Origin of the sequence: Rhodococcus sp. 06-418-5 (assembly GCF_002258285.1) — a bacterium.
Taxonomy (GTDB): domain Bacteria; phylum Actinomycetota; class Actinomycetes; order Mycobacteriales; family Mycobacteriaceae; genus Rhodococcoides.
Genome location: NZ_NOYE01000037.1, coordinates 532,774 through 551,506 on the forward strand (window position 1 = coordinate 532,774; position 18,733 = coordinate 551,506).

Sequence of the window (18,733 nt, forward strand, 5' to 3'; positions counted from 1 at the left end):
CTGCTCACCTACGTGGTCGATTGTGCCCGTTGACACATAGGATGCGCACGATTGAGTGTGACATTCAGTTGCATCTACTCACTATCAGGAGGCCCACGTTGAGCAAGACTCTCGAAGCCACGATCGACATCGCCGCGAGCCCCGAGACCGTATGGTCCATCGTCTCGGACCTGCAGCGCATGGGTGAGTGGAGCCCGCAGTGCAAGAAGATGAAGGTCTTCGGCGGACCGGTCGGCAAGGGCACCAAGACGCTCAACGTCAATCGCAAGGGGATGCTCGTCTGGCCCACGACCTCCAAGGTCGTCACCTTCGAGCCCAACCGTGAACTCGCGTTCCGCGTCGTCGAGAACAAGACGATCTGGTCCTACACCCTCACACCGACCGCGACCGGAACGACCGTGGTCGAGAAGCGGGAGGCACCCAGCGGCACGTCGGCGGTGTCGTCGTTGCTGGTCAAGCGTGTCCTCGGCGGCATCGACGAGTTCGACGTCGAACTCGTCGAGGGTATGAACAGCACCCTGCGCCGCATCAAGGTCGAGAGCGAGAAGCTGGGAGAAAAATAATTCTTCTCAGGAAGGTTTCAGGTTTGTTTCCCTCGGGCATCCGACGTTTCGACAAGCAAACGACACGAACGGAAAGTGGGGGCAACACATGTTGGGTCTCGGATTCATCGGCTGGATCATCATCGGCGGACTCGCAGGGTGGATCGGCAGCAAGATCATGAAGACGGATGCTCAGATGGGCATCATCCTGAACATCGTCGTCGGCGTCATCGGTGGCCTCATCGGCGGATACCTGCTGAAGGTCTTCGGCGTCGACGTCGAAGGTGGCGGACTGATCTTCAGCTTCATCACCTGCATCCTCGGCGCAGTCATCCTGCTGTTCCTGGTCAAGCTCGTGACAGGTCGCAGCCGCGTCTGATCGACTCGCAGCTCCCGACTGCCGGGGCACCTCACGTACGCTGTGAGGGCCTCGGCAGTCGTGCTTTCACGCCTCGATTGCTTCCGGCATCACGACCTGCCGACACCTGTCCGACGAAAAGTTAGAGGAGACCGTGGCACGCCGTCCCGCCCCGATTGGTCAACCGCCCCGCACCGGAGCGGCTCACATCGTCGACCTGGTCCGTGAAACGGTTCCACCGCTCCACCCCGCAGGCCTGCCGTTCGTCGGTGGTCCGCTCGCCGTCGCCGTTCTCGGCCGCCGATCCAAGTGGGTTCGCAACGCCGGCCTCGTCGCCGCCGGAGCCTGCGCCACCTTCTTCCGCCACCCGTCGCGGGTGCCACCGAACCGCCCCGGCGTCGTCGTCGCTCCCGCCGACGGCCTGGTCACCCTCGTCGACACCGCCGTCCCGCCCGCCGAGCTCGATCTGGGCTCGCAGCCGGTTCCGCGCGTGAGCATCTTCCTCTCGGTTCTCGACGTGCACGTCCAGCGCGTTCCCGTCGCCGGTCGAGTGGTGGAGGTCGTGCATCGCCGAGGCCAGTTCAAGTCCGCAGACCTTGCCGAGGCCAGCGAGGTCAACGAGCGCAACAGCATGCACATCAGGACCGACTCCGGACAGGACGTCGCCGTCGTGCAGATCGCCGGCCTCATTGCTCGACGCATCATCAACAACGCCAAGGTGGGCGACGCCCTGTCGATCGGCGACACGTACGGCCTGATCCGATTCGGTTCCCGCGTCGACACCTACTTCCCCGCGGGCACCACACTGCTGGTCGAACGCGGTCAACGCGCCGTCGGTGCCGAGACGGTCCTCGCCGAGCTTCCACAGTAGAAACCGACATGATCACCAGACGCGCCAAGCCGCCTGCTGCCATTCGTCTGCTCCCATCCGTCGTCACGATTCTCGCGCTGTGCTCGGGCCTGTCCGCGGTCAAGTTCGCCCTCGACGGGCAGCTCGGCACTGCGCTCGCCATGATCGGTGCCGCTGCGATACTCGACGCGTTGGACGGCCGCATCGCTCGACTGCTCGACGCCACCAGCAAGATCGGTGCCGAACTGGACTCGCTGTCCGACGCCATCTCGTTCGGTGTGGCCCCGGCTCTGGTGCTGTACGTGACACTGCTCGAGGGCAGCAGCGGCGGCTGGATCGTCGCACTGGTCTACGCCGTGAGCATCGTGCTCCGTCTCGCGCGCTTCAACACTCTGCTCGACGAGGACGACACGCCTGCCTACGCCCGCGAGTACTTCACCGGAGTTCCCGCTCCCGCCGGAGCGCTCATCGCCATGGCACCGATCGCGGGCTTCGAGCAATTCGGCGACGGTTGGTGGGCCTCGTTCTACGTCGTCGCCGGGTGGTCGATCCTCACCGCCGGTCTGATCGTCAGCCGCATCCCCACGTTGGCGCTCAAGACGGTCTCGGTGCCGCCGCGGCTCGCCGCGATCCTGCTGGTGCTCGTCGCGCTGCTCGCCGCCGCGCTCATCACCTTCCCGCTGATCCTGCTGATGGGCTTGGTGCTGGCCTACCTGGTGCACATCCCGTTCGCGGTGCGCTCGCAACGCTGGACTGCCGCGCGCCCGTACACCTGGGACGCCAAGCCGGCCGAGCGCCGCGCAGAGCGTCGGGCCATCCGACGCGCACCGGGCAACAATCGCCGGTCGCAGGCTCGTCTGGGACTGCGTCGACCTCGCAGCTAGTGTCTCGCCGCCTACTGCAGGGAGTGGAGCCCGCGGAACGACCCCAGTAGGTTGGGTGTGTGACCGAATCTCGCTCGACGACGCCTGAGCTCGTTCTCACCGCCCGCCTCAACACCTCGGCCGCCGATGCCCGACGCGGCGTCGCGCGCCTGCATCCGGAAGTTCTCGCGGCGCTGGGCCTGAGAGAGTGGGATGCCGTGTCGCTCATCGGTTCTCGTCGCACGGCCGCCGTCGTCGCGGCGGCACCCGACGGATCGCCCCAGGGCACCGCACTTCTGGACGACGTCACGCTCTCCAACACCGGCCTTCGCGAAAATGCTTCTGTCGCAGTCGGACCCGTCACCGTCTACGGAGCCAGAACCGTCACGGTGACAGGCTCCGCGCTCGCCACCGGTTCCATCTCCGACGCCACCCTGCGCCAAGCGTTGCTGGGCAAGGTGCTGACGGTGGGCGACACGGTCTCGCTCCTCCCCCGCGATCTCGGACCCGGCACCTCGACCACATCGGCGACGCAGGCGCTGTCGAGAACGTTCGGGGTTGCGTGGACGACCGAGCTGTTGACGGTCTCGGCCGTCGACCCGTCGGGTGGGCCGGTGAGTGTGCAGCCCAATTCGGCGGTCGGGTGGGGCTCGGGCACCGTCACCGCTGCACAGCCGCAGGCCGCGTCGCATCCCGCGCCGAAGTCCGCAGCACCGCCGGTGAGCGTGGCGGATCTGGTGGGAGTGAGCGTCCAACAGTCGAAACTCACCGAGTGGCTGCGGCTGGCGTTGGACGAGTCGGAGTTGTTGGCAACGCTGGGCGCATCACCGCATCTGGGAGTGCTGATCACCGGACCGGGCGGGGCCGGTAAGGCGACGTTGGCGCGCGCGGTCATCGGAGAACGCACATGCGTCGTACTGGACGGACCGTCGATCGGCGCGCTCGAGGCCTCGGCTCGGGTGGATCAGGTCACCGCGGCGGTCGACGAACTCGCCGGCTCCGGGGTTCTGCTGATCACCGACGTCGACGCGTTGCTGCCGTCCGTTCCCGAGCCGGCGTCCACGTTCGTCCTGGACGTACTGCGCCGGGCCGTCGACACTCCCGGTCTTGCCCTGATCGCGACGACGGCTCATCCGGAGGCAACAGATCCCAGGCTGCGCGGTCAGGACCTGTGCGATCGTGAGCTCACCATCACCCTGCCCGACGCGTCGGGCCGCAAGGGACTGCTGGAGCATCTGCTGCGCAAGGTTCCGCAGGGCGACGTCGATCTGACCGAGATAGCTTCACGGACACCGGGTTTCGTGGTCGCCGATCTGGCCGCACTGACGCGGGAGGCGGCACTGCGGGCGGCGGCTCGCGCATCGAACGATTCGGCCGCGGCCTCGTTGACGCAGGACGATCTGGTGGGCGCTCTTCAGGTGATCCGTCCACTCTCGCGATCGGGTAGCGAAGAACTGGCCATCGGCAGTCTCACGCTCGACGACGTCGGCGACATGGTGGAGACCAAGCAGGCACTCACCGAGGCGGTGCTGTGGCCGCTGCGTCACCCGGATTCGTTCGCGCGCTTGGGAATCGAGCCGCCGCGAGGAGTTCTGCTGTATGGCCCTCCCGGCTGCGGCAAGACGTTCCTCGTGCGGGCGCTGGCCAGTTCCGGGCAGCTCAGCGTGCACTCGGTCAAGGGCGCGGAGCTGATGGACAAGTGGGTGGGATCCTCGGAAAAGGCTGTGCGAGAACTGTTTCAGCGTGCACGCGATTCCGCTCCCTCGCTGATCTTCCTGGACGAGGTGGACGCGCTCGTCCCCCGACGCGGCCAGAGCTCGGATTCCGGCGTCGGCGACCGGGTGGTCGCGGCGCTGCTGACCGAGCTCGACGGCGTCGAACCGTTGCGCGACGTCGTCGTGCTCGGGGCGACCAACCGACCCGATCTGATCGATCCCGCCCTGTTGCGCCCCGGCCGCCTCGAGCGCCTGGTGTTCGTGCCGCCGCCGGATTCCGATGCGCGCGTTGACATCCTGAAGGCGTCGGGCAAATCGATCCCGCTCGCCGAGGACGTGGATCTGGAGGCGCTGGCGCGCGATCTCGACGGCTACTCCGCGGCCGACTGCGCGGCCTTGCTGCGTGAGGCCGCGTTGACGGCGATGCGTCGGTCGATGGATGCGGCCGACGTCACCGCCGCCGATGTCGCCGCCGCTCGGGCGACGGTGAAGCCGTCACTCGATCCCGAGCAGGTGGCGCATCTGCGGGCCTACGGGTCGTGAACGGAAACTCGTAGCAGGCTACGAAGTTCTGCTCACCTGCGGCGAAGCCGCTCTCACTTCCAGCGGCCGAGGATCTCCTCTGCCCGCTTGGCCAACTCCATCTGGAAGATCGGTCCGAAGCTGATGCGACCGACACCGAGGGATGCGAAGTGCGACAGATCGCCTTCGGCCGGGTTGGCGATGGCGTTGATGGGCAGCGGGAGTTCCTCGGCGAGACGCTTGTAGTCGGCGTCGTTGTGGAATCCGACGGGGTAGAGCGAATCGGCTCCGGCCGCGGCAGCCAGCTTCAGGCGCGCGATGGCGCGGTCGACGCGGTCGCTCTCGTCGCCGATCGCCTTGACGAACAGGTCGGTGCGGGCGTTGATGACCACGTGTACGTCGGTGGCGTCGGACGCCGCGCGCAGTGCTCCGACGAAGTCGGCGTGCTCCTGCGCTTCGCGCAGGCGTCCGCCTTCGCTGTGCACGGTGTCCTCGATGTTGAGGCCGACGGCTCCGACGGAGATCAGGCCGTCGATCAGTCGCTTGGGGTCCTCGCCGTAGCCGGCTTCGATGTCGACCGACAGCGGCACGTCGACGGCGGCGGAGATCTGCGAGATGCGGGCGAGCAGTTCGTCGAAGGTCATGCCTTCGTTGTCGGGCTTGCCGATGGAGTCGGCGACGGGGTGGCTTCCGACGGTCAGCGCGGTGAAGCCTGCGGACACGGCCAGATTGGCGGACCAGGCGTCCCACACGGTCGGCAGTACGACCGGGTTTCCGGGCTGGTGCAGCTCGAGCAGGGTGGTGGCTTTCTGGGACAGGTTCGTCATCGGGACTCCTCAACGGTGGCCGGTGGAGAACGTTCGTTCTCTCGGTTCCCAACGTACCCGCTTCAGTCGATCAAATCGAGCGCTCTCATCCGGTCGAACACCATCAGTGATCCCGGAGCGACGTCCGGCATCGCTGCGTACTCGTCACGGGTGAAGTACCTGATCTCTGCGATCTCGCTGGTCGGCGTCGGCTCGTCGGCCAGATCGGCGAGGAAACACGTGAGCTCGAGTGGGGTGCCCGCCGGGTGCCCCCATGCCTGACACTCGAACACCCCGAGCAGCCGGGCACCCGTCACCGACGCGTCGAGCTCTTCTCTGATCTCCCGATGGAGGGCTTGCTCGGGTGTCTCGCCGGGGTCGATCTTTCCGCCCGCCATGTAGAACGCGGATTTGCCGGCCGATCGCGTCTGGATCATTCGGCGATTCCGGACGTACGCCAGCCCGGCGGTCCGAATGATCCTCGATCCGCTCACGACAACGCGCTCCCCTCGACCGGAGTCACCGCGACCGTTATGTACCGCTTGGCACGCGTCCGACCACGCAAAGTAAAGTGGACATCGACAACTCACGGCTGCCGTTCGGCAACCGGTTCGTACTTCTCAAAGCCTCACATCGAATTTCACACGGACTTCGCACACCCTACTCATCGCCGCCCTACGACCACCGCTCGGTTTGACCGCCGATGCGACCGAGACGACGGAGTGACTCTTGCTCGCCATTCTTCTTGCGCACGCCGCCGCCGCGCTGCTCGCGCCGCTGCTGGTCCGGTGGTGGGGTCGCAATGCCTTTTTCCCCCTCGCGCTCGTACCCCTGCTCAGCCTGATCTGGGTGTTCGGCAACTGGGGAACCGAACAGAAGCTCGACATCGAATGGGTCCCGGGCCTGTCGATGAACATCGACATGCGATTCGATTCCCTCGCCGCCATCATGTCGCTGCTGGTCCTCGGCATCGGTGCCCTGATTCTGCTCTACTGTGCGCGCTACTTCGAGGACGACGAACCTCGGCTCGGGCTGTTCGCCGCCGAGATGGTCGCGTTCTCCGGTGCGATGTTCGGCCTCATCACCAGCGACAACATGCTGGTGCTCTACATCTTCTGGGAAATCACGACGGTCCTGTCGTTCCTGCTCGTCGGTCACTACGCCGAGCGTGCCTCGAGCAGACGCGCAGCCACTCAGGCGCTGCTCGTCACCACCGCGGGTGGCCTGGCGATGCTGGTGGGCATCATCATCCTCGGCCAGGTCTCCGGTACCTACAACCTCTCCGAGCTGGTCGCGAACGCGCCGGGCGGATGGTTGCCCGGTGTCGCGATCGTGCTGGTCCTGATCGGTGCACTGAGCAAGTCGGCCATCGTGCCACTGCACTTCTGGCTGCCAGGAGCCATGGCCGCACCGACCCCGGTGAGCGGCTACCTCCATGCCGCCGCGATGGTCAAAGCAGGCATCTACCTCGTGGCGCGCCTGGCCCCCGGGTTCGCCGATTCCGGCCCGTGGCGCGCCACCGTGATCAGCCTCGGACTGCTGTCGATGATCCTGGCCGGTTGGCGAGCACTGCGGGCATTCGACCTCAAGCTGATCCTCGCGTTCGGAACCGTCAGCCAGCTCGGCTTTCTCATGGTGTTGGTCGGCATCGGTTCGGAGAAGGCGATGCTCGCCGGCCTGACGATGGTGATCGCACACGCGATGTTCAAAGCGGCGCTGTTCATGATCGTGGGCATCGTCGATCACACCACCGGCACCCGCGACATCCGCAAGCTCGCCCACCTCGGCAAGAAGGCTCCCTGGCTCGCCGCGATAGCGGCGCTGGCCGCGGCCAGCATGGCCGGACTCCCGCCGATGCTCGGGTTCGTCGGCAAGGAGACTGCGTTGTCGGCCGTGATCAGCACGCCGACGCTCGATCCCATCGTCGCGGCCGTCGTCGTCGCGGGCCTGGTGATCGGCTCGATTCTCACGGTCACCTACAGCATCCGATTCGTCTGGGGCGCATTCGCACGCAAGCAGCTCAAGCGTCCGAGTCCGTCGGTCAGGGCGATGCATGCACCGTCCGCACTGTTCCTGGCTGCACCTGCTTTCCTGGCGGTTCTCGGCGTGATGGCCGGATTCGGATCCTCGATCGTCGACCGCATCGTCAGTCCCTACGCCCGCACCCTCCCGTCGTACGGCCAGGAGCCCTACCACCTGGCCCTCTGGCACGGATTCAACCTTCCGCTCGCGCTGACGATCGTCGTCGTCACCGGCGGTGTCGGGCTGTTCATCGCCCACCGGGTCGTCAACCGGCTCAAGTTCGAGCATCCCCCGCTCGGCAATGCAGACCGCATCTACGACAACGTGCTCAAGTACATGGATGCCCTGTCCATCCGCCTGACCGGCACCACCCAGCGCGGTTCGCTCCCCCTCACCCAGGGCACGATCCTGCTGACTCTGGTGCTGCTGCCGATGATCGTGTTGCTCGTCGGCCAGGACTCCGGCCTGGACTACACCCTGTGGAACACCCCGTTGCAGCTGGTCATCGGCGTGATCATGATCGCCGGTGGCCTCGGAGCCACGGTGATGCGCAACCGCCTCGCCAGCGTCATCCTCGTCGGTCTCACCGGCTACGGCTGCGGCGTCATCTTCGCCATTCACGGCGCACCGGACCTGGCACTGACCCAGTTCCTCGTCGAGACTCTCACCCTCGTGGTCTTCGTGTTGGTGCTGCGCAAGCTGCCGGCCGAGGTCGACGATCGGGGCTCGGCCGGTTCGCGCGGCCCCCGCGCCGTGCTGGCCGTCGCCGTCGGAGCGACCGTCAGTGTGCTGGGCGCATTCGCGATGAACGCCCGAAACACCGCCCCGGTGTCGCTGCTCCTGCCGGACGCCGCCTACGACCTGGGCGACGGCAAGAACGTCATCAACGTCATCCTCGTGGACATCCGCGCCTGGGACACCCTCGGCGAGATCTGCGTTCTGCTCGTCGCTGCGACGGGCGTGGCCAGCCTGGTCTTCCGCAACCGCCGGTTCGGCAGCGCTCCGCGGGTGTCCGACGCCCCAGCATCGTCCTCGGATGCGAATTTCGCCGCGGAGACGACGTGGTTGCTCGGCGGCGATCTGATCGATCCGCGACATCGCTCGTTGATTCTCGAGGTCACGACGCGATTGATCTTCCCGACGATCATGGTGCTCTCGATCTACTTCTTCTTCTCCGGCCACAACGCCCCCGGCGGCGGTTTCGCCGGTGGCCTCACCGCCGGACTCGCGCTGGTGCTGCGGTACCTGGCGGGTGGGCGCTACGAGCTCGGCGAGGCAGTGCCGATTGACGCCGGAAAGATCCTCGGTCTCGGGTTGATCTTCGCGGCCGGTACCGCGGTGGCGTCGATGTTCCTCGGAGCGCCTGCGTTGTCCTCGGCGACGTTGGAGGTGACGTTGCCGATTCTCGGCGACATCAAGTTGGTCACCGCATTGTTCTTCGACCTCGGTGTGTATCTCATCGTGGTCGGGTTGGTACTCGACGTGCTCCGTAGCCTCGGTGCCCGTCTCGACGCGCAGGTGGAAATGCAGAGCCAAGGCCGAGTGAGCGCCCCATGACCGCAGATCTCGGAATGCTGATCATCACCGGTGTTCTCGTCGCATCGGGTGTGTATCTACTGCTCGAACGCAGCATCACCAAGATGCTGCTCGGGCTGCTGTTGTTCGGCAACGGCGTCAATCTGCTGTTGCTGACCGTCGGCGGGCCCGCGGGGGCACCACCCATCGTGGGTCGCGACAACGCCGTCAATCAGGAGATGGCCGATCCTCTGGCCCAGGCTGTGATCCTGACGGCGATCGTCATCACGATGGGTATCGCCGCGTTCGTCCTGGCGCTGGCGTATCGGTCGTTCACTCTCAACACCAAGGACGACGTGGAGAACGACCCCGAGGACACCAAGGTCTCCCGGCGTCGCTCGATGGCCGAGGCCCCCGACCGCGACCGCTCGGACGACCCGGTGACGGGCGAGCCGAGCTTCGGCGGCGACGCGTTCGACTCGAAGGGCAACCCGATTCCGATCGAACAACTCGTCAATCGCGAGGACCTCGAATGCTACGAGGACCTGCACGACGGTGATTTCGACAACGACGACGACGATCCGCAGGTGCGCGGGCTCGACGGAATCGACACAGCCGAGAAGGACGACAGCAGGCCACAGAAGAAGGGAGACGACCAGTGACGATCTCCCCAGGAGTGATCGACGTTCTGACTCCGCTGCCGGTACTGATTCCGATGTTGGCGGCGGCGCTGACTCTGGTGCTGGGTCGACGTCCTCGCGCTCAGCGTTTCATCACCCTCGTCGCGCTGACCGCTGTGGTCGCCATCTCGTCGGTGATGCTCTACCTCGCCGATCGCGACGGCACCAGCGCACTGCAGGTCGGCGGCTGGGACTCCCCGCTCGGCATCTCCCTCGTGGTGGACCGCCTGTCGGCGATGATGCTCGTCGTCTCGTCGATAGTCCTGCTGGCCGTCATGGTCTACTCGATCGGTCAGGGCATCCGTGACGGCAGCGAGAACCAGCCCGTCTCGATCTTCCTGCCGACCTACCTCGCGTTGACCGCAGGTGTCTGCAACGCGTTCCTCGCAGGGGACCTGTTCAATCTGTTCGTCGGCTTCGAGGTGTTGCTCGCGGCGTCGTTCGTGTTGCTGACCCTCGGCGCGAGTGCGGACCGGGTACGCGCGGGCGTGTCGTACGTGATGGTGTCGATGGTGTCCTCGCTGATCTTCCTGATCGGCATCGCGCTGGTGTACGGCGCAACCGGAACGCTGAACCTGGCCCACATCGCGGTACGGATGGACGACATCAACCCAGGAACGAGGACCGCGATCTTCGCCGTCCTGCTGGTCGCGTTCGGCATCAAGGCCGCGGTGTTCCCACTCTCGACGTGGCTGCCCGACTCCTACCCCACCGCCCCGGCACCGGTCACCGCCGTGTTCGCCGGCCTGCTGACGAAAGTCGGTGTGTACGCGATCATTCGCGCCCACACCCTGCTGTTCCCCGACGGCTCGCTCGACAACGTACTGATGGTCTGTGGCCTGCTGACGATGCTCGTCGGCATCCTCGGTTCCATAGCACAGAGCGACATCAAACGACTGCTCTCGTTCACCCTCGTCAGTCATATCGGCTACATGATCTTCGGCGTCGCGCTGTCGACGCAATCGGGACTGTCCGGCTCGATCTACTACGTCGCCCACCACATTCTGGTGCAGACGACACTGTTCCTCGTCGTCGGTCTCATCGAGCGTCAGGCCGGCTCGTCGTCTCTTCGACGCCTCGGTGGTCTGGCTGCGGCCAGCCCGGTGCTGGCGATCGTGTTCCTGGTGCCGGCCCTCAATCTCGGTGGCATTCCGCCGTTCTCGGGCTTCATCGGCAAGGTCGCACTGCTGCAGGCCGGTAGCGAGCAGGGCAGCGTGTTGGCCTGGTTGCTCGTCGCGGGCGGAACGGTCACCAGCTTGCTGACGCTGTACGTCGTCGCCCGTGTCTGGACCAAGGCTTTCTGGCGTGCTCGCGCCGACGCCCCCGAGGGCGACCTGGCGGACAACAGCCCGTCCGCGCTGCTCGACGACTCCTCGGACATCGCGTTCGGTGATCGCGAGGACGTGGGCCGGATGCCGGCCTTCATGCTGATCCCGACGATCGGGCTCGTTGCCGTCGGCTTGGCCATGACGGTGTTCGCGGGCCCCATCATCGACATCAGTGATCGCGCCGCGGCCGACCTTCGTGATCGATCGGTGTACATCGATGCGGTGCGCGGAGCGGAATTCGTCGGAGATCAGGCCGCCGAGCAGGCTCGCGGAGACGAGGAAGGCACTCGATGAAGATGAACCGCTCCCTTCTGCTACGCGTGTGGACTCTCGCGTGGTTGACCGCCATCTGGGTTCTGTTGTGGGGCAACGTCTCTGCCGCGAACATCCTCGGTGGCATCGCGGTGGGACTGCTCATCATGGTGCTGCTGCCGTTGCCTCGCGTTCCCGTCGAGGGCCGCATCCACGTGTTCTCACTCGTCAAGCTGGCCGTCGTATTTCTCTACTACGCAATGGAATCGAGCTTCAGCGTGGCCTGGCTGGCCATCCGGCCCAAGGCTCCACCGGTCACCGGGGTGCTGCGCTGCCGTATCGCGATCAAGTCCGATCTGGTGCTCACCCTGTTCGTCGACGCGATGAATCTCGTGCCCGGCACCATGGTGCTCGAAATCGACCGGACCAGACGCCTGCTCTACGTGCACGTGTTGGACATGGGCACCCAGAAGGCCGTCGACGGTTTCTACGCCTACGTACGAAACATGGAGAAGCTCTTCATCGCCGCGTTCGAGCGAGACTCCGACTGGAAGCCGAGCCCGTTGCACTTCCAGGAGTACCAGCAGTACCACGGAGTGCTCGGCGACGATCCGATCCCGGTCGATTCGGACGCGCCTCGGGACGATAAGAAGACCGACGACAAGAGGAAGGGGGACTGGTCGTGACCGTCGTACTGGCGATTGCCGGAGCCCTCCTGATCGGTGCCGCGATTCTCACCGCGTACCGATTGCTCGACGGACCGAGCACGCTCGACCGTCTCGTCGCGATGGACACGATCCTGGCCGTCTCGATGTGCGGTCTCGGCGTGTGGGCCGTGTACAGCCGCGACACCACCCTCGTACCGGCCATCGTCGCGCTGTCACTGGTCAGCTTCGTCGGGTCGGTCAGCATCGCACGATTCAGGGTGAGGGACGAATGAACAACACTGTGAGGGACGAATGAGCACCGTAGCCCAGGTCATTTCTTCCGTCTTCATCCTGTTCGGAGCCCTGCTCGCCTTCACCGCGGCGGTGGGCATCGTGCGCTTTCCCGACACCCTCTCGCGGATGCACGCGGCCACCAAGCCACAGGTGGTCGGGCTGATCATGGTTCTGATCGGGGCCATCATCAGCCTGCGCGGCAACGTAGACATCTGGATGCTGGTGCTGGTGGGCATCTTCACCCTGGTCACCGCTCCGGTCATCGCGCACACGGTCGGCCGCGTCGCCTACCGCGAACAGCGCGGCCGCGACGGACTGCTGATCGTCAACGAGATGGAACCGAACGAATCGGACCAGTAGGCGAGCGGATCAGGATCGGAGGTCGGTGACCAACGATTCGACGACGGCTCGCAGGTCGCCGCCCGATTGCGCGGCCACCGCCCGCTGACGTTGGTACGACGCCCCCCGCCGGGGAATGTCGGCCACTGCTGCCAGTTCGTCGACGCAGTTCAGTCGGACGGCCGTCGGCGTCAGCTTCTCGAGCAGATCGTGCAGATCGTCGGTGACCAGCCGTTCGTTGCTGTCGGAGTCGAGGATGATCTCGGCATCGAGGCCGTACCGCGCGGCCCGCCACTTGTTCTCCTGGACGTGCCACGGCGGTATCGACGGCAGGGTCTCCCCCGCTTCGAGACGTTCGTCGAGATGGACGATGAGGCAGTGTGTCAACGCGACGAGAGCCGCGAGCTCCCGCTTCGTCGACGCCCCGTCGCACACCCGAACCTCGATCGTGCCCCACTTGGGAGCAGGACGGATGTCCCAGTGCATGCCGCCGAGTTGCTCGATGACGCCGGTCTTGAGCTGATCGCGGACGAATCCCTCGAACTGCGACCAGTCCTCGAACTGGAACGGCAGACCGGCCGTCGGCAGCTGCTGGAACATCAACGCCCGATTGCTGGCGTAGCCGGTGTCGTTGCCCGCCCAGATCGGCGAGGACGCCGACAGCGCCAGCAGGTGCGGGTACTGCAGCAGCAGCGAGTTGAGAATGGGAAAGACCTTGTCGGGAGACGACACACCCACGTGCACGTGCACACCCCAGATCAGCATCTGCCGACCCCACCACTGGGTACGAGCGATCAACTCGTCGTAGCTCGGAGAACTGGTGAGCTGCTGGGTGGACCACTCGGCGAACGGATGAGTGCCCGCCGAGAACAGATCGATTCCCAATGGGTCCGCGGCGCGCCGCACCAATTCCAGCGAGCCGCCGAGGTCCTCCATGGCCTCCCCGACGTTCTCGCACACTCCGGTGACGAGTTCGACGGTGTTGCGCAGCAGTTCCTTGGTCACCCGCGGGGTGTCCCCGGCGAGATCGCGGACGCCGTCCATGACCGCCTCGGCGGAGTTGACCAGGTCCCGCGTGTTCTTGTCGACCAGCGCGATCTCCCACTCGACGCCGAGCGTCGGGCGCGGTGAACTCGCGAAGTCGATCCGGGGAGCGTTCAAACTACTGCAGTACCGCGCATGCCGCCCGCGAGCCGGCGTCGCCGGTCATCAGAGTCGTCATGTCCGGCACAGCGGCACCGTCGGGCAGGGTGTATCGCGGCGGGATGTTGGCGAAGTTGTCGGCACCCTCGTGCACGATCACCGAGGTTCCGGCACCGTCCGCACGCAGATCGTCGAGTGTGATCGCGTCGGTGGTGGTGACGAGCATTCCGGTGCCGTCCTCGCCGACCTGGATGGACGTCAGATCACCGCTGGCCGGGTGCTCCGTGCGGCCGTCGACCTGCAGGTGACCACCAGCGGACAGGAACGCGCCCGGATCTCCACCGGTCGGTGCCACGGAGTTCGGCTCGCAGGCGGCGACGGCATGGACGTGGAAGCCGTGGAAGCCGGGGGTCATGCCCTCGACCTCGGCGGTGACGGTGAGCTTGTCGCCCTCGGCCGCGAACGAGACCGTGCCCACCTCGGCACCGCCGGCGTCGCGCAGTGTGCCCTCGATGGTGTCGCCGGAGCCCGACTCGGCCGGGCCGTCACCCGCCACGGCTTCTGCCGACGGATCGGCCTCGCCGGTCCAGACCGGAGGGACGGTTCCGGGGACATCGGACGGAACCTCGCCGTTGCTGCAGGCGGAGAGCCCGAGCGCCGCGATCGCGAGGACCGGGGCCACGTAACGCAACGATCGGGTCGCAGCAGTGCGTCGCTTGAACATGTCCATCGGAAATCGCTCCTCTTTCAGGCAGTTTCGCCGGGCTCGGAAATGATAACGTGCCGACCGATTCAGCCGAATCGGGCACGGAAGTCGATGCTGTGCAACTGGCCGCTGCAGGACTACTGAGTCACGATGACGACGACGCCTGCCGTGGATTCGAGTGAGGTCGGCTTGGGTTCGGCCGGGACTCCGAGCTGCGTGGCGATCGTCTGCGCGGCCTGTTCCTCGCCTGCGGCGGTGCCGTAGTACACCGCGGTCTGAGCGAACTGGGCTTCGCTGAAGTTGCCGGTCTCGGCGACGGTCCATCCCTCGGCGGTCAACGTACTTGCGGTGCCTGCCGCGAGACCGGAGATGTTGGAGTTGTTCAGAACCCGCACCTCGACGTCGGCGGGGGTGCCCGAGGTGGTGGTGGTCGGCGCGCTGCTGGTCGTCGCGTCACCTGCCGGTACCTGAGCCGCCGGAGCCTGTGCGGTGGGTGCTACCGCAGCCGGTGCACTCGTCGTCTCGGCGGCGGGCTCGGCGGCCGAGTTGTCGGAATCGGAACCCGTCAGCGACAACGCGCCGATCGCCGCGAACAGGATCGCGAGCGAGATCAACACCATGGCCAGGGCACGGAGTGGTGGCCCGGTCTGTTCCGGGTTCGGGCTGCTCACGTAGTCGACCCTAGCCGACCGTCGACGGCGACCCAGCACACGGAACTCGAGGACCTGCTCAGACGTCGAACCCGAGTCGACGTGCCGCACGAGCCTTCTGCCGACTCGCACGCAACCGGCGCAGGCGCTTGACCAGCATCGGATCAGCGGCAAGTGCCTCGGGACGATCGACCAACGCGTTCAGGATCTGGTAGTAGCGGGTTGCCGACATGGAGAAGAGTTCCTTGATGGCCTCTTCCTTCGCCCCGGCGTACTTCCACCACTGCCGCTCGAAGGACAGGATGTCGTGCTCTCGTCGACTCAGTCCGTCCGCACCGACCTCGTTCGGATCCTGTGAGCCGTCCGAACTTCCCGGTTGCTGAGACTGGTTCGAGTCACGCGCTGCTGCGCCGTCCATCCCACTCCTCGACTTCTCGACTTCCTCGGGTCTGCAGGATCACCCACCCGGAGAAATCTGCTTCCCCCAGCACTGCCGGCACCCAAAGGAGCACCGACCGAATTACACGGTTGTACTTCGGGGATCATTCAACCACGTTCGACGGCTCGAGCACGGCTCCCGCGAGGTACCGGCGCGTGGCGTGTTCCACGTGCTCGACCACATGCAGCAGGCACTCGGGTCGTTCCGCAGGCTCCACTCTCGCCCACTATCCTTCACAACCATGGCAATTCTTCCCATCCGGATCGTCGGCGATCCGGTGCTGCACACCGCAACCGCACCCGTCACCGAGTCACCCGCCGAGCTGGCCGAGCTGATCGCCGACATGTACGAGACGTTGGCCGCCGCGAACGGCGTCGGTCTCGCCGCGAATCAGGTGGGCGTCGGCAAGCGTCTGTTCATCTACGACTGCCCCGATCAAGGCGAGGACGGCAAGATCTTCCGCCGCCGCGGCGAGGTCGTCAACCCGGTGCTCGAGACGTCGGAGATTCCGGAGACGATGCCCGATCCCGATGACGACGACGAGGGCTGTCTGTCCGTTCCCGGCGAGCAGCACCCCACCGGGCGCGCCGAGTGGGCCAGGGTGACCGGTACGGACGCCAAGGGCGATCCCGTCGACATCGAGGGCCGCGGCTTCTTCGCTCGGATGCTCCAGCACGAGGTGGGTCATCTCGACGGTTTCCTCTACACCGACGTGCTCATCGGACGGCATGCGCGGGCGGCCAAGAAGGCCATCAAGCGCGCCGGGTGGGGCGTGCCCGGACTGAGCTGGACGCCCGGCACGGTGGACGACCCGTTCGGCCACGACGACGAGGACGACGACTGACCGTCCCGGTGGGTACGCGGGTGATGCTTCGCTATCGGTTGCCACCCGGCCACACCCACACGATGACGGACGTGATCGGTGAACTGGTGTCCAGCGACGCCGGCGCGGTCTCGGTGCGCGGCCGGGACGGCACACTGGTTCAAGTTGCCGCCGACCGAGTCGTGGCATTGAAACCCCTGGGGCCCAGGCCGATTCGAACCTCGGAGATCCGCTCGCTCGAAGCCGCCGCTGCCGACGGCTGGCCGGGCGTCGAGCGGGAAGGGATCGACGGCTGGCAGGTCCGCTTCGGTCTCGGTTTCACCGCCCGCGCCAATTCGGCCGTGCCGCTCGAACCCGGAGCGTCGACGGCACCAGAGACGCTGGCGCGCATCACCACCCGATACGCCGCTCGCGGATTACCGCCGACGCTCGCCCTTCCCGATCGGCTCGGCAGCGCGCCGGCCGGGTGGCGGACCTACAACGAGACTGCCGTCATGGCCGCGGACATCTCGAATCTCGTTCTGCGTGAGGGTGACTCGGCGATCACCGTCAGCTCGGAGCCGTCCCGGCAGTGGTTGAGTTGCCTGTACTACCAGGGACGTGCAGCACCCGCGGGCGCAGCGGAGGTGGTCTCGGCGGTTCGGGGCGGAACCCTTGGTTTCGGGATGATCGGCGCGCGCTCGTCCTCGGCAGCCGCGGTCGGTCGTGCCGCGGTGACCACCGCCCCGGACGGTCGCTGCTGGGTGGGACTGACCTCGCTCTGGGTCTCCCCCGAGCATCGGCGCAACGGGCTCGGCACCCTGATGTGCGGAGAACTGGTGCGCTGGGGACGCGAGCACGGCGCGACGCACGCGTACCTGCAGGTGGCGGTCGAGAACACCCGAGCCGTTGCCCTGTACCGAGACCTCGGCTTCGCCGACCATCATCGCTATCGCTATGCCCGGCCCGAGAGCGCGATGGGTCCGAACCCTGTCGGGGCCGTTCGATAGGGTTCCTCTCCGTGCGCTTGGCTACTTGGAATGTGAACTCCGTCCGCTCTCGTCAGGATCGAATCGTCGACTGGCTGCAGCGATCCGATGTCGATGTCCTGGCGATGCAGGAAACCAAGTGCAAGGACGCACAGTTTCCCTACGAGCGGTTCACCGATATCGGGTACGAGGTGGCCCACGTCGGGCTGAGTCAGTGGAACGGCGTCGCGATCGCATCCCGCGTCGGCCTGGACGACGTGCAGGTCGGGTTCGAGGATCAGCCCGGGTTCAGCAAGGATCCCGAGATCGACCCCGCTCAGGAGGCGCGCGCCATCGGCGCAACGTGCGACGGGGTGCGCGTGTGGAGCCTGTACGTGCCGAACGGCCGCGAACTCGCCGATCCGCACTACACCTACAAGCTCGAGTGGCTCGCTGCGCTGAAGGCCGACGCTCAGGCGTGGGTGGCAGCGGATCCGCAGGCGCAGATCGCACTCGTGGGCGACTGGAACATCGCGCCAACCGACGACGACGTCTGGGATCCGGCTCTGTTCGAGGGCAAGACCCATACCTCGCAGGCCGAGCGCGACGCCTTCACCGCGTTCGGTGACGCCGGCTTCACCGAGGTGACGCGGCAGTTCACCCCCGAGCCCAGGACGTACACCTACTGGGACTACACGCAGTTGCGGTTCCCCAAGAAGCAGGGTCTGCGCATCGATATGGCGTTGACTTCCCCTGCTCTCGCGGCTCGGGTGACCGGTGCGTCGATCGACCGCGAGGAACGCAAGGGCAAGGGGGCCAGCGATCACGCTCCGGTGATCGTGGAGATCGGCTGAGGCCGAGCCCGGTCGACTATTCGGCGATCAGATCCAGGAGTTCCTCGTGCTGCGCCAGATAGCGCCGGACGTAGGTGCAGATCGGGACGATGCGCCACTGTCGATCGCGAGCGGTGTTGAGCGAGGCTCGCACCAGCACTCCCGCCCACCCGCGGTCGCCGTATTCCTCTTTGACGACGGTGTGCATGAGTGCGACGACCGGGCCGACGCCGACGCCGTCGTCGTCACGCTCACCGAAGCGGTACCCGAGAATGCCGACGAGTTCGTCGTCGACGAAGAGATCGAACCTGTAGTGATCGACGTCGTCCTCGATGCGAACGACGGGTCGATCGACCGAGGGAACCGCGTCGGCTCGTCGAGGAAGTATGTGACTCATGTCACTTATGAGATCAGTGTTGTCCATGTGACGCGAGGCGAGTGCCTCGATCGTCGCCGAGT

The 18,733-nt window shown here is 66.1% G+C and carries 21 protein-coding genes; 14 read left to right on the forward strand and 7 right to left on the reverse strand.

Annotation, left to right across the window (positions count from 1 at the left end; all coding sequences use genetic code 11):
• Nucleotides 1-98 precede the first annotated feature (98 nt).
• From CH274_RS27775 to CH274_RS27795, 5 genes are all read left to right on the forward strand, one after another.
• The gene (locus CH274_RS27775; protein ID WP_094659620.1) at nucleotides 99-563 is read left to right on the forward strand and encodes an SRPBCC family protein; all 465 of its coding nucleotides are present in this window, start codon (nucleotides 99-101) and stop codon (nucleotides 561-563) included.
• An 88-nt stretch (nucleotides 564-651) separates the two neighbouring features.
• Nucleotides 652-921, forward strand: coding sequence for a GlsB/YeaQ/YmgE family stress response membrane protein (locus CH274_RS27780; RefSeq protein WP_045198755.1), 270 nt, complete (start codon nucleotides 652-654; stop codon nucleotides 919-921).
• Between the two features lie 133 nt (nucleotides 922-1,054).
• Nucleotides 1,055-1,771 (forward strand): phosphatidylserine decarboxylase, encoded by a 717-nt coding sequence (locus tag CH274_RS27785; protein ID WP_094630900.1) that lies wholly within the window; start codon nucleotides 1,055-1,057, stop codon nucleotides 1,769-1,771.
• 8 nt (nucleotides 1,772-1,779) lie between these two features.
• A complete protein-coding gene (locus tag CH274_RS27790) occupies nucleotides 1,780-2,634 on the forward strand; it encodes a CDP-alcohol phosphatidyltransferase family protein (RefSeq protein ID WP_032394133.1) in 855 nt (284 codons plus the stop codon).
• A 59-nt stretch (nucleotides 2,635-2,693) separates the two neighbouring features.
• The gene (locus CH274_RS27795; RefSeq protein ID WP_094659479.1) at nucleotides 2,694-4,871 is read left to right on the forward strand and encodes an AAA family ATPase; all 2,178 of its coding nucleotides are present in this window, start codon (nucleotides 2,694-2,696) and stop codon (nucleotides 4,869-4,871) included.
• Nucleotides 4,872-4,924: 53 nt separating this feature from the next.
• On the opposite strand, the gene CH274_RS27800 is transcribed toward CH274_RS27795, so the two are convergent.
• Nucleotides 4,925-5,677 carry an isocitrate lyase/PEP mutase family protein gene (locus tag CH274_RS27800; protein ID WP_094630904.1) on the reverse strand — a complete coding sequence of 251 codons (753 nt, stop codon included), beginning with the start codon at nucleotides 5,675-5,677 and terminating at the stop codon, nucleotides 4,925-4,927.
• Nucleotides 5,678-5,739: 62 nt separating this feature from the next.
• Complete coding sequence (locus tag CH274_RS27805; RefSeq protein WP_329955499.1) at nucleotides 5,740-6,150, reverse strand: NUDIX hydrolase; 411 nt, start codon at nucleotides 6,148-6,150, stop codon at nucleotides 5,740-5,742.
• A 235-nt stretch (nucleotides 6,151-6,385) separates the two neighbouring features.
• Between CH274_RS27805 and CH274_RS27810 the strand changes: the two genes are divergently transcribed.
• The 6 genes from CH274_RS27810 to mnhG are packed head-to-tail and all read left to right on the forward strand — an operon-like array spanning nucleotide 6,386 to nucleotide 12,754.
• Complete coding sequence (locus tag CH274_RS27810; RefSeq protein ID WP_094659480.1) at nucleotides 6,386-9,235, forward strand: Na+/H+ antiporter subunit A; 2,850 nt, start codon at nucleotides 6,386-6,388, stop codon at nucleotides 9,233-9,235.
• Nucleotides 9,232-9,855: a Na(+)/H(+) antiporter subunit C gene (locus CH274_RS27815; RefSeq protein WP_032393775.1), complete on the forward strand. Its 624-nt coding sequence runs from the start codon at nucleotides 9,232-9,234 to the stop codon at nucleotides 9,853-9,855. Before CH274_RS27810 ends, CH274_RS27815 begins: the two co-directional genes overlap by 4 nt.
• Complete coding sequence (locus tag CH274_RS27820) at nucleotides 9,852-11,495, forward strand: Na+/H+ antiporter subunit D (RefSeq protein WP_032393774.1); 1,644 nt, start codon at nucleotides 9,852-9,854, stop codon at nucleotides 11,493-11,495. Before CH274_RS27815 ends, CH274_RS27820 begins: the two co-directional genes overlap by 4 nt.
• A 2-nt stretch (nucleotides 11,496-11,497) precedes the next feature.
• Nucleotides 11,498-12,139: a Na+/H+ antiporter subunit E gene (locus CH274_RS27825; RefSeq protein WP_373453493.1), complete on the forward strand. Its 642-nt coding sequence runs from the start codon at nucleotides 11,498-11,500 to the stop codon at nucleotides 12,137-12,139.
• Complete coding sequence (locus CH274_RS27830) at nucleotides 12,136-12,393, forward strand: monovalent cation/H+ antiporter complex subunit F (protein ID WP_032393772.1); 258 nt, start codon at nucleotides 12,136-12,138, stop codon at nucleotides 12,391-12,393. Before CH274_RS27825 ends, CH274_RS27830 begins: the two co-directional genes overlap by 4 nt.
• A 19-nt stretch (nucleotides 12,394-12,412) precedes the next feature.
• The gene (gene mnhG, locus CH274_RS27835; protein ID WP_032393771.1) at nucleotides 12,413-12,754 is read left to right on the forward strand and encodes a monovalent cation/H(+) antiporter subunit G; all 342 of its coding nucleotides are present in this window, start codon (nucleotides 12,413-12,415) and stop codon (nucleotides 12,752-12,754) included.
• A gap of 9 nt (nucleotides 12,755-12,763) precedes the next feature.
• Here the strand turns inward: mnhG and CH274_RS27840 are convergent, their stop codons facing one another.
• The 4 genes from CH274_RS27840 to CH274_RS27855 form a co-directional block, all read right to left on the reverse strand.
• Complete coding sequence (locus CH274_RS27840; RefSeq protein WP_230596607.1) at nucleotides 12,764-13,894, reverse strand: glutamate--cysteine ligase; 1,131 nt, start codon at nucleotides 13,892-13,894, stop codon at nucleotides 12,764-12,766.
• Between the two features lies 1 nt (nucleotide 13,895).
• Nucleotides 13,896-14,606 (reverse strand): superoxide dismutase[Cu-Zn], encoded by a 711-nt coding sequence (gene sodC / locus CH274_RS27845; protein WP_045198742.1) that lies wholly within the window; start codon nucleotides 14,604-14,606, stop codon nucleotides 13,896-13,898.
• A 113-nt stretch (nucleotides 14,607-14,719) separates the two neighbouring features.
• On the reverse strand, nucleotides 14,720-15,253 hold the full coding sequence (locus tag CH274_RS27850; RefSeq protein WP_230596606.1) for a LytR C-terminal domain-containing protein: 534 nt from the start codon (nucleotides 15,251-15,253) through the stop codon (nucleotides 14,720-14,722).
• Nucleotides 15,254-15,311: 58 nt separating this feature from the next.
• The gene (locus CH274_RS27855; protein WP_032393769.1) at nucleotides 15,312-15,650 is read right to left on the reverse strand and encodes a DUF3263 domain-containing protein; all 339 of its coding nucleotides are present in this window, start codon (nucleotides 15,648-15,650) and stop codon (nucleotides 15,312-15,314) included.
• A gap of 262 nt (nucleotides 15,651-15,912) precedes the next feature.
• On the opposite strand from CH274_RS27855, the gene CH274_RS27860 reads away from it, so the two are divergent.
• From CH274_RS27860 to CH274_RS27870, 3 genes are read left to right on the forward strand one after another with little or no spacing between them, the layout of a single operon-like run.
• Nucleotides 15,913-16,515 carry a peptide deformylase gene (locus CH274_RS27860; protein ID WP_032393768.1) on the forward strand — a complete coding sequence of 201 codons (603 nt, stop codon included), beginning with the start codon at nucleotides 15,913-15,915 and terminating at the stop codon, nucleotides 16,513-16,515.
• Nucleotides 16,512-17,483 (forward strand): N-acetylglutamate synthase, CG3035 family, encoded by a 972-nt coding sequence (locus CH274_RS27865; RefSeq protein WP_441346942.1) that lies wholly within the window; start codon nucleotides 16,512-16,514, stop codon nucleotides 17,481-17,483. Before CH274_RS27860 ends, CH274_RS27865 begins: the two co-directional genes overlap by 4 nt.
• A gap of 11 nt (nucleotides 17,484-17,494) precedes the next feature.
• Nucleotides 17,495-18,295, forward strand: coding sequence for an exodeoxyribonuclease III (locus tag CH274_RS27870; protein WP_094646806.1), 801 nt, complete (start codon nucleotides 17,495-17,497; stop codon nucleotides 18,293-18,295).
• A 16-nt stretch (nucleotides 18,296-18,311) separates the two neighbouring features.
• Here the strand turns inward: CH274_RS27870 and CH274_RS27875 are convergent, their stop codons facing one another.
• The gene (locus CH274_RS27875; protein ID WP_094659621.1) at nucleotides 18,312-18,671 is read right to left on the reverse strand and encodes a GNAT family N-acetyltransferase; all 360 of its coding nucleotides are present in this window, start codon (nucleotides 18,669-18,671) and stop codon (nucleotides 18,312-18,314) included.
• Nucleotides 18,672-18,733 lie beyond the last annotated feature (62 nt).

What these genes read in the sequence shown, in the direction of transcription:
- CH274_RS27780 (WP_045198755.1), top strand. Translation starts at nt 652, where the DNA reads ATGTTGGGTCTCGGATTCATCGGCTGGATCATCATCGGCGGACTCGCA.
- CH274_RS27790 (WP_032394133.1), top strand. Translation starts at nt 1,780, where the DNA reads ATGATCACCAGACGCGCCAAGCCGCCTGCTGCCATTCGTCTGCTCCCA.
- CH274_RS27800 (WP_094630904.1), bottom strand. Translation starts at nt 5,677, where the DNA reads ATGACGAACCTGTCCCAGAAAGCCACCACCCTGCTCGAGCTGCACCAG.
- CH274_RS27815 (WP_032393775.1), top strand. Translation starts at nt 9,232, where the DNA reads ATGACCGCAGATCTCGGAATGCTGATCATCACCGGTGTTCTCGTCGCA.
- CH274_RS27825 (WP_373453493.1), top strand. Translation starts at nt 11,498, where the DNA reads ATGAACCGCTCCCTTCTGCTACGCGTGTGGACTCTCGCGTGGTTGACC.
- mnhG (WP_032393771.1), top strand. Translation starts at nt 12,413, where the DNA reads ATGAGCACCGTAGCCCAGGTCATTTCTTCCGTCTTCATCCTGTTCGGA.
- sodC (WP_045198742.1), bottom strand. Translation starts at nt 14,606, where the DNA reads ATGGACATGTTCAAGCGACGCACTGCTGCGACCCGATCGTTGCGTTAC.
- CH274_RS27855 (WP_032393769.1), bottom strand. Translation starts at nt 15,650, where the DNA reads ATGGACGGCGCAGCAGCGCGTGACTCGAACCAGTCTCAGCAACCGGGA.
- CH274_RS27860 (WP_032393768.1), top strand. Translation starts at nt 15,913, where the DNA reads ATGGCAATTCTTCCCATCCGGATCGTCGGCGATCCGGTGCTGCACACC.
- CH274_RS27875 (WP_094659621.1), bottom strand. Translation starts at nt 18,671, where the DNA reads ATGAGTCACATACTTCCTCGACGAGCCGACGCGGTTCCCTCGGTCGAT.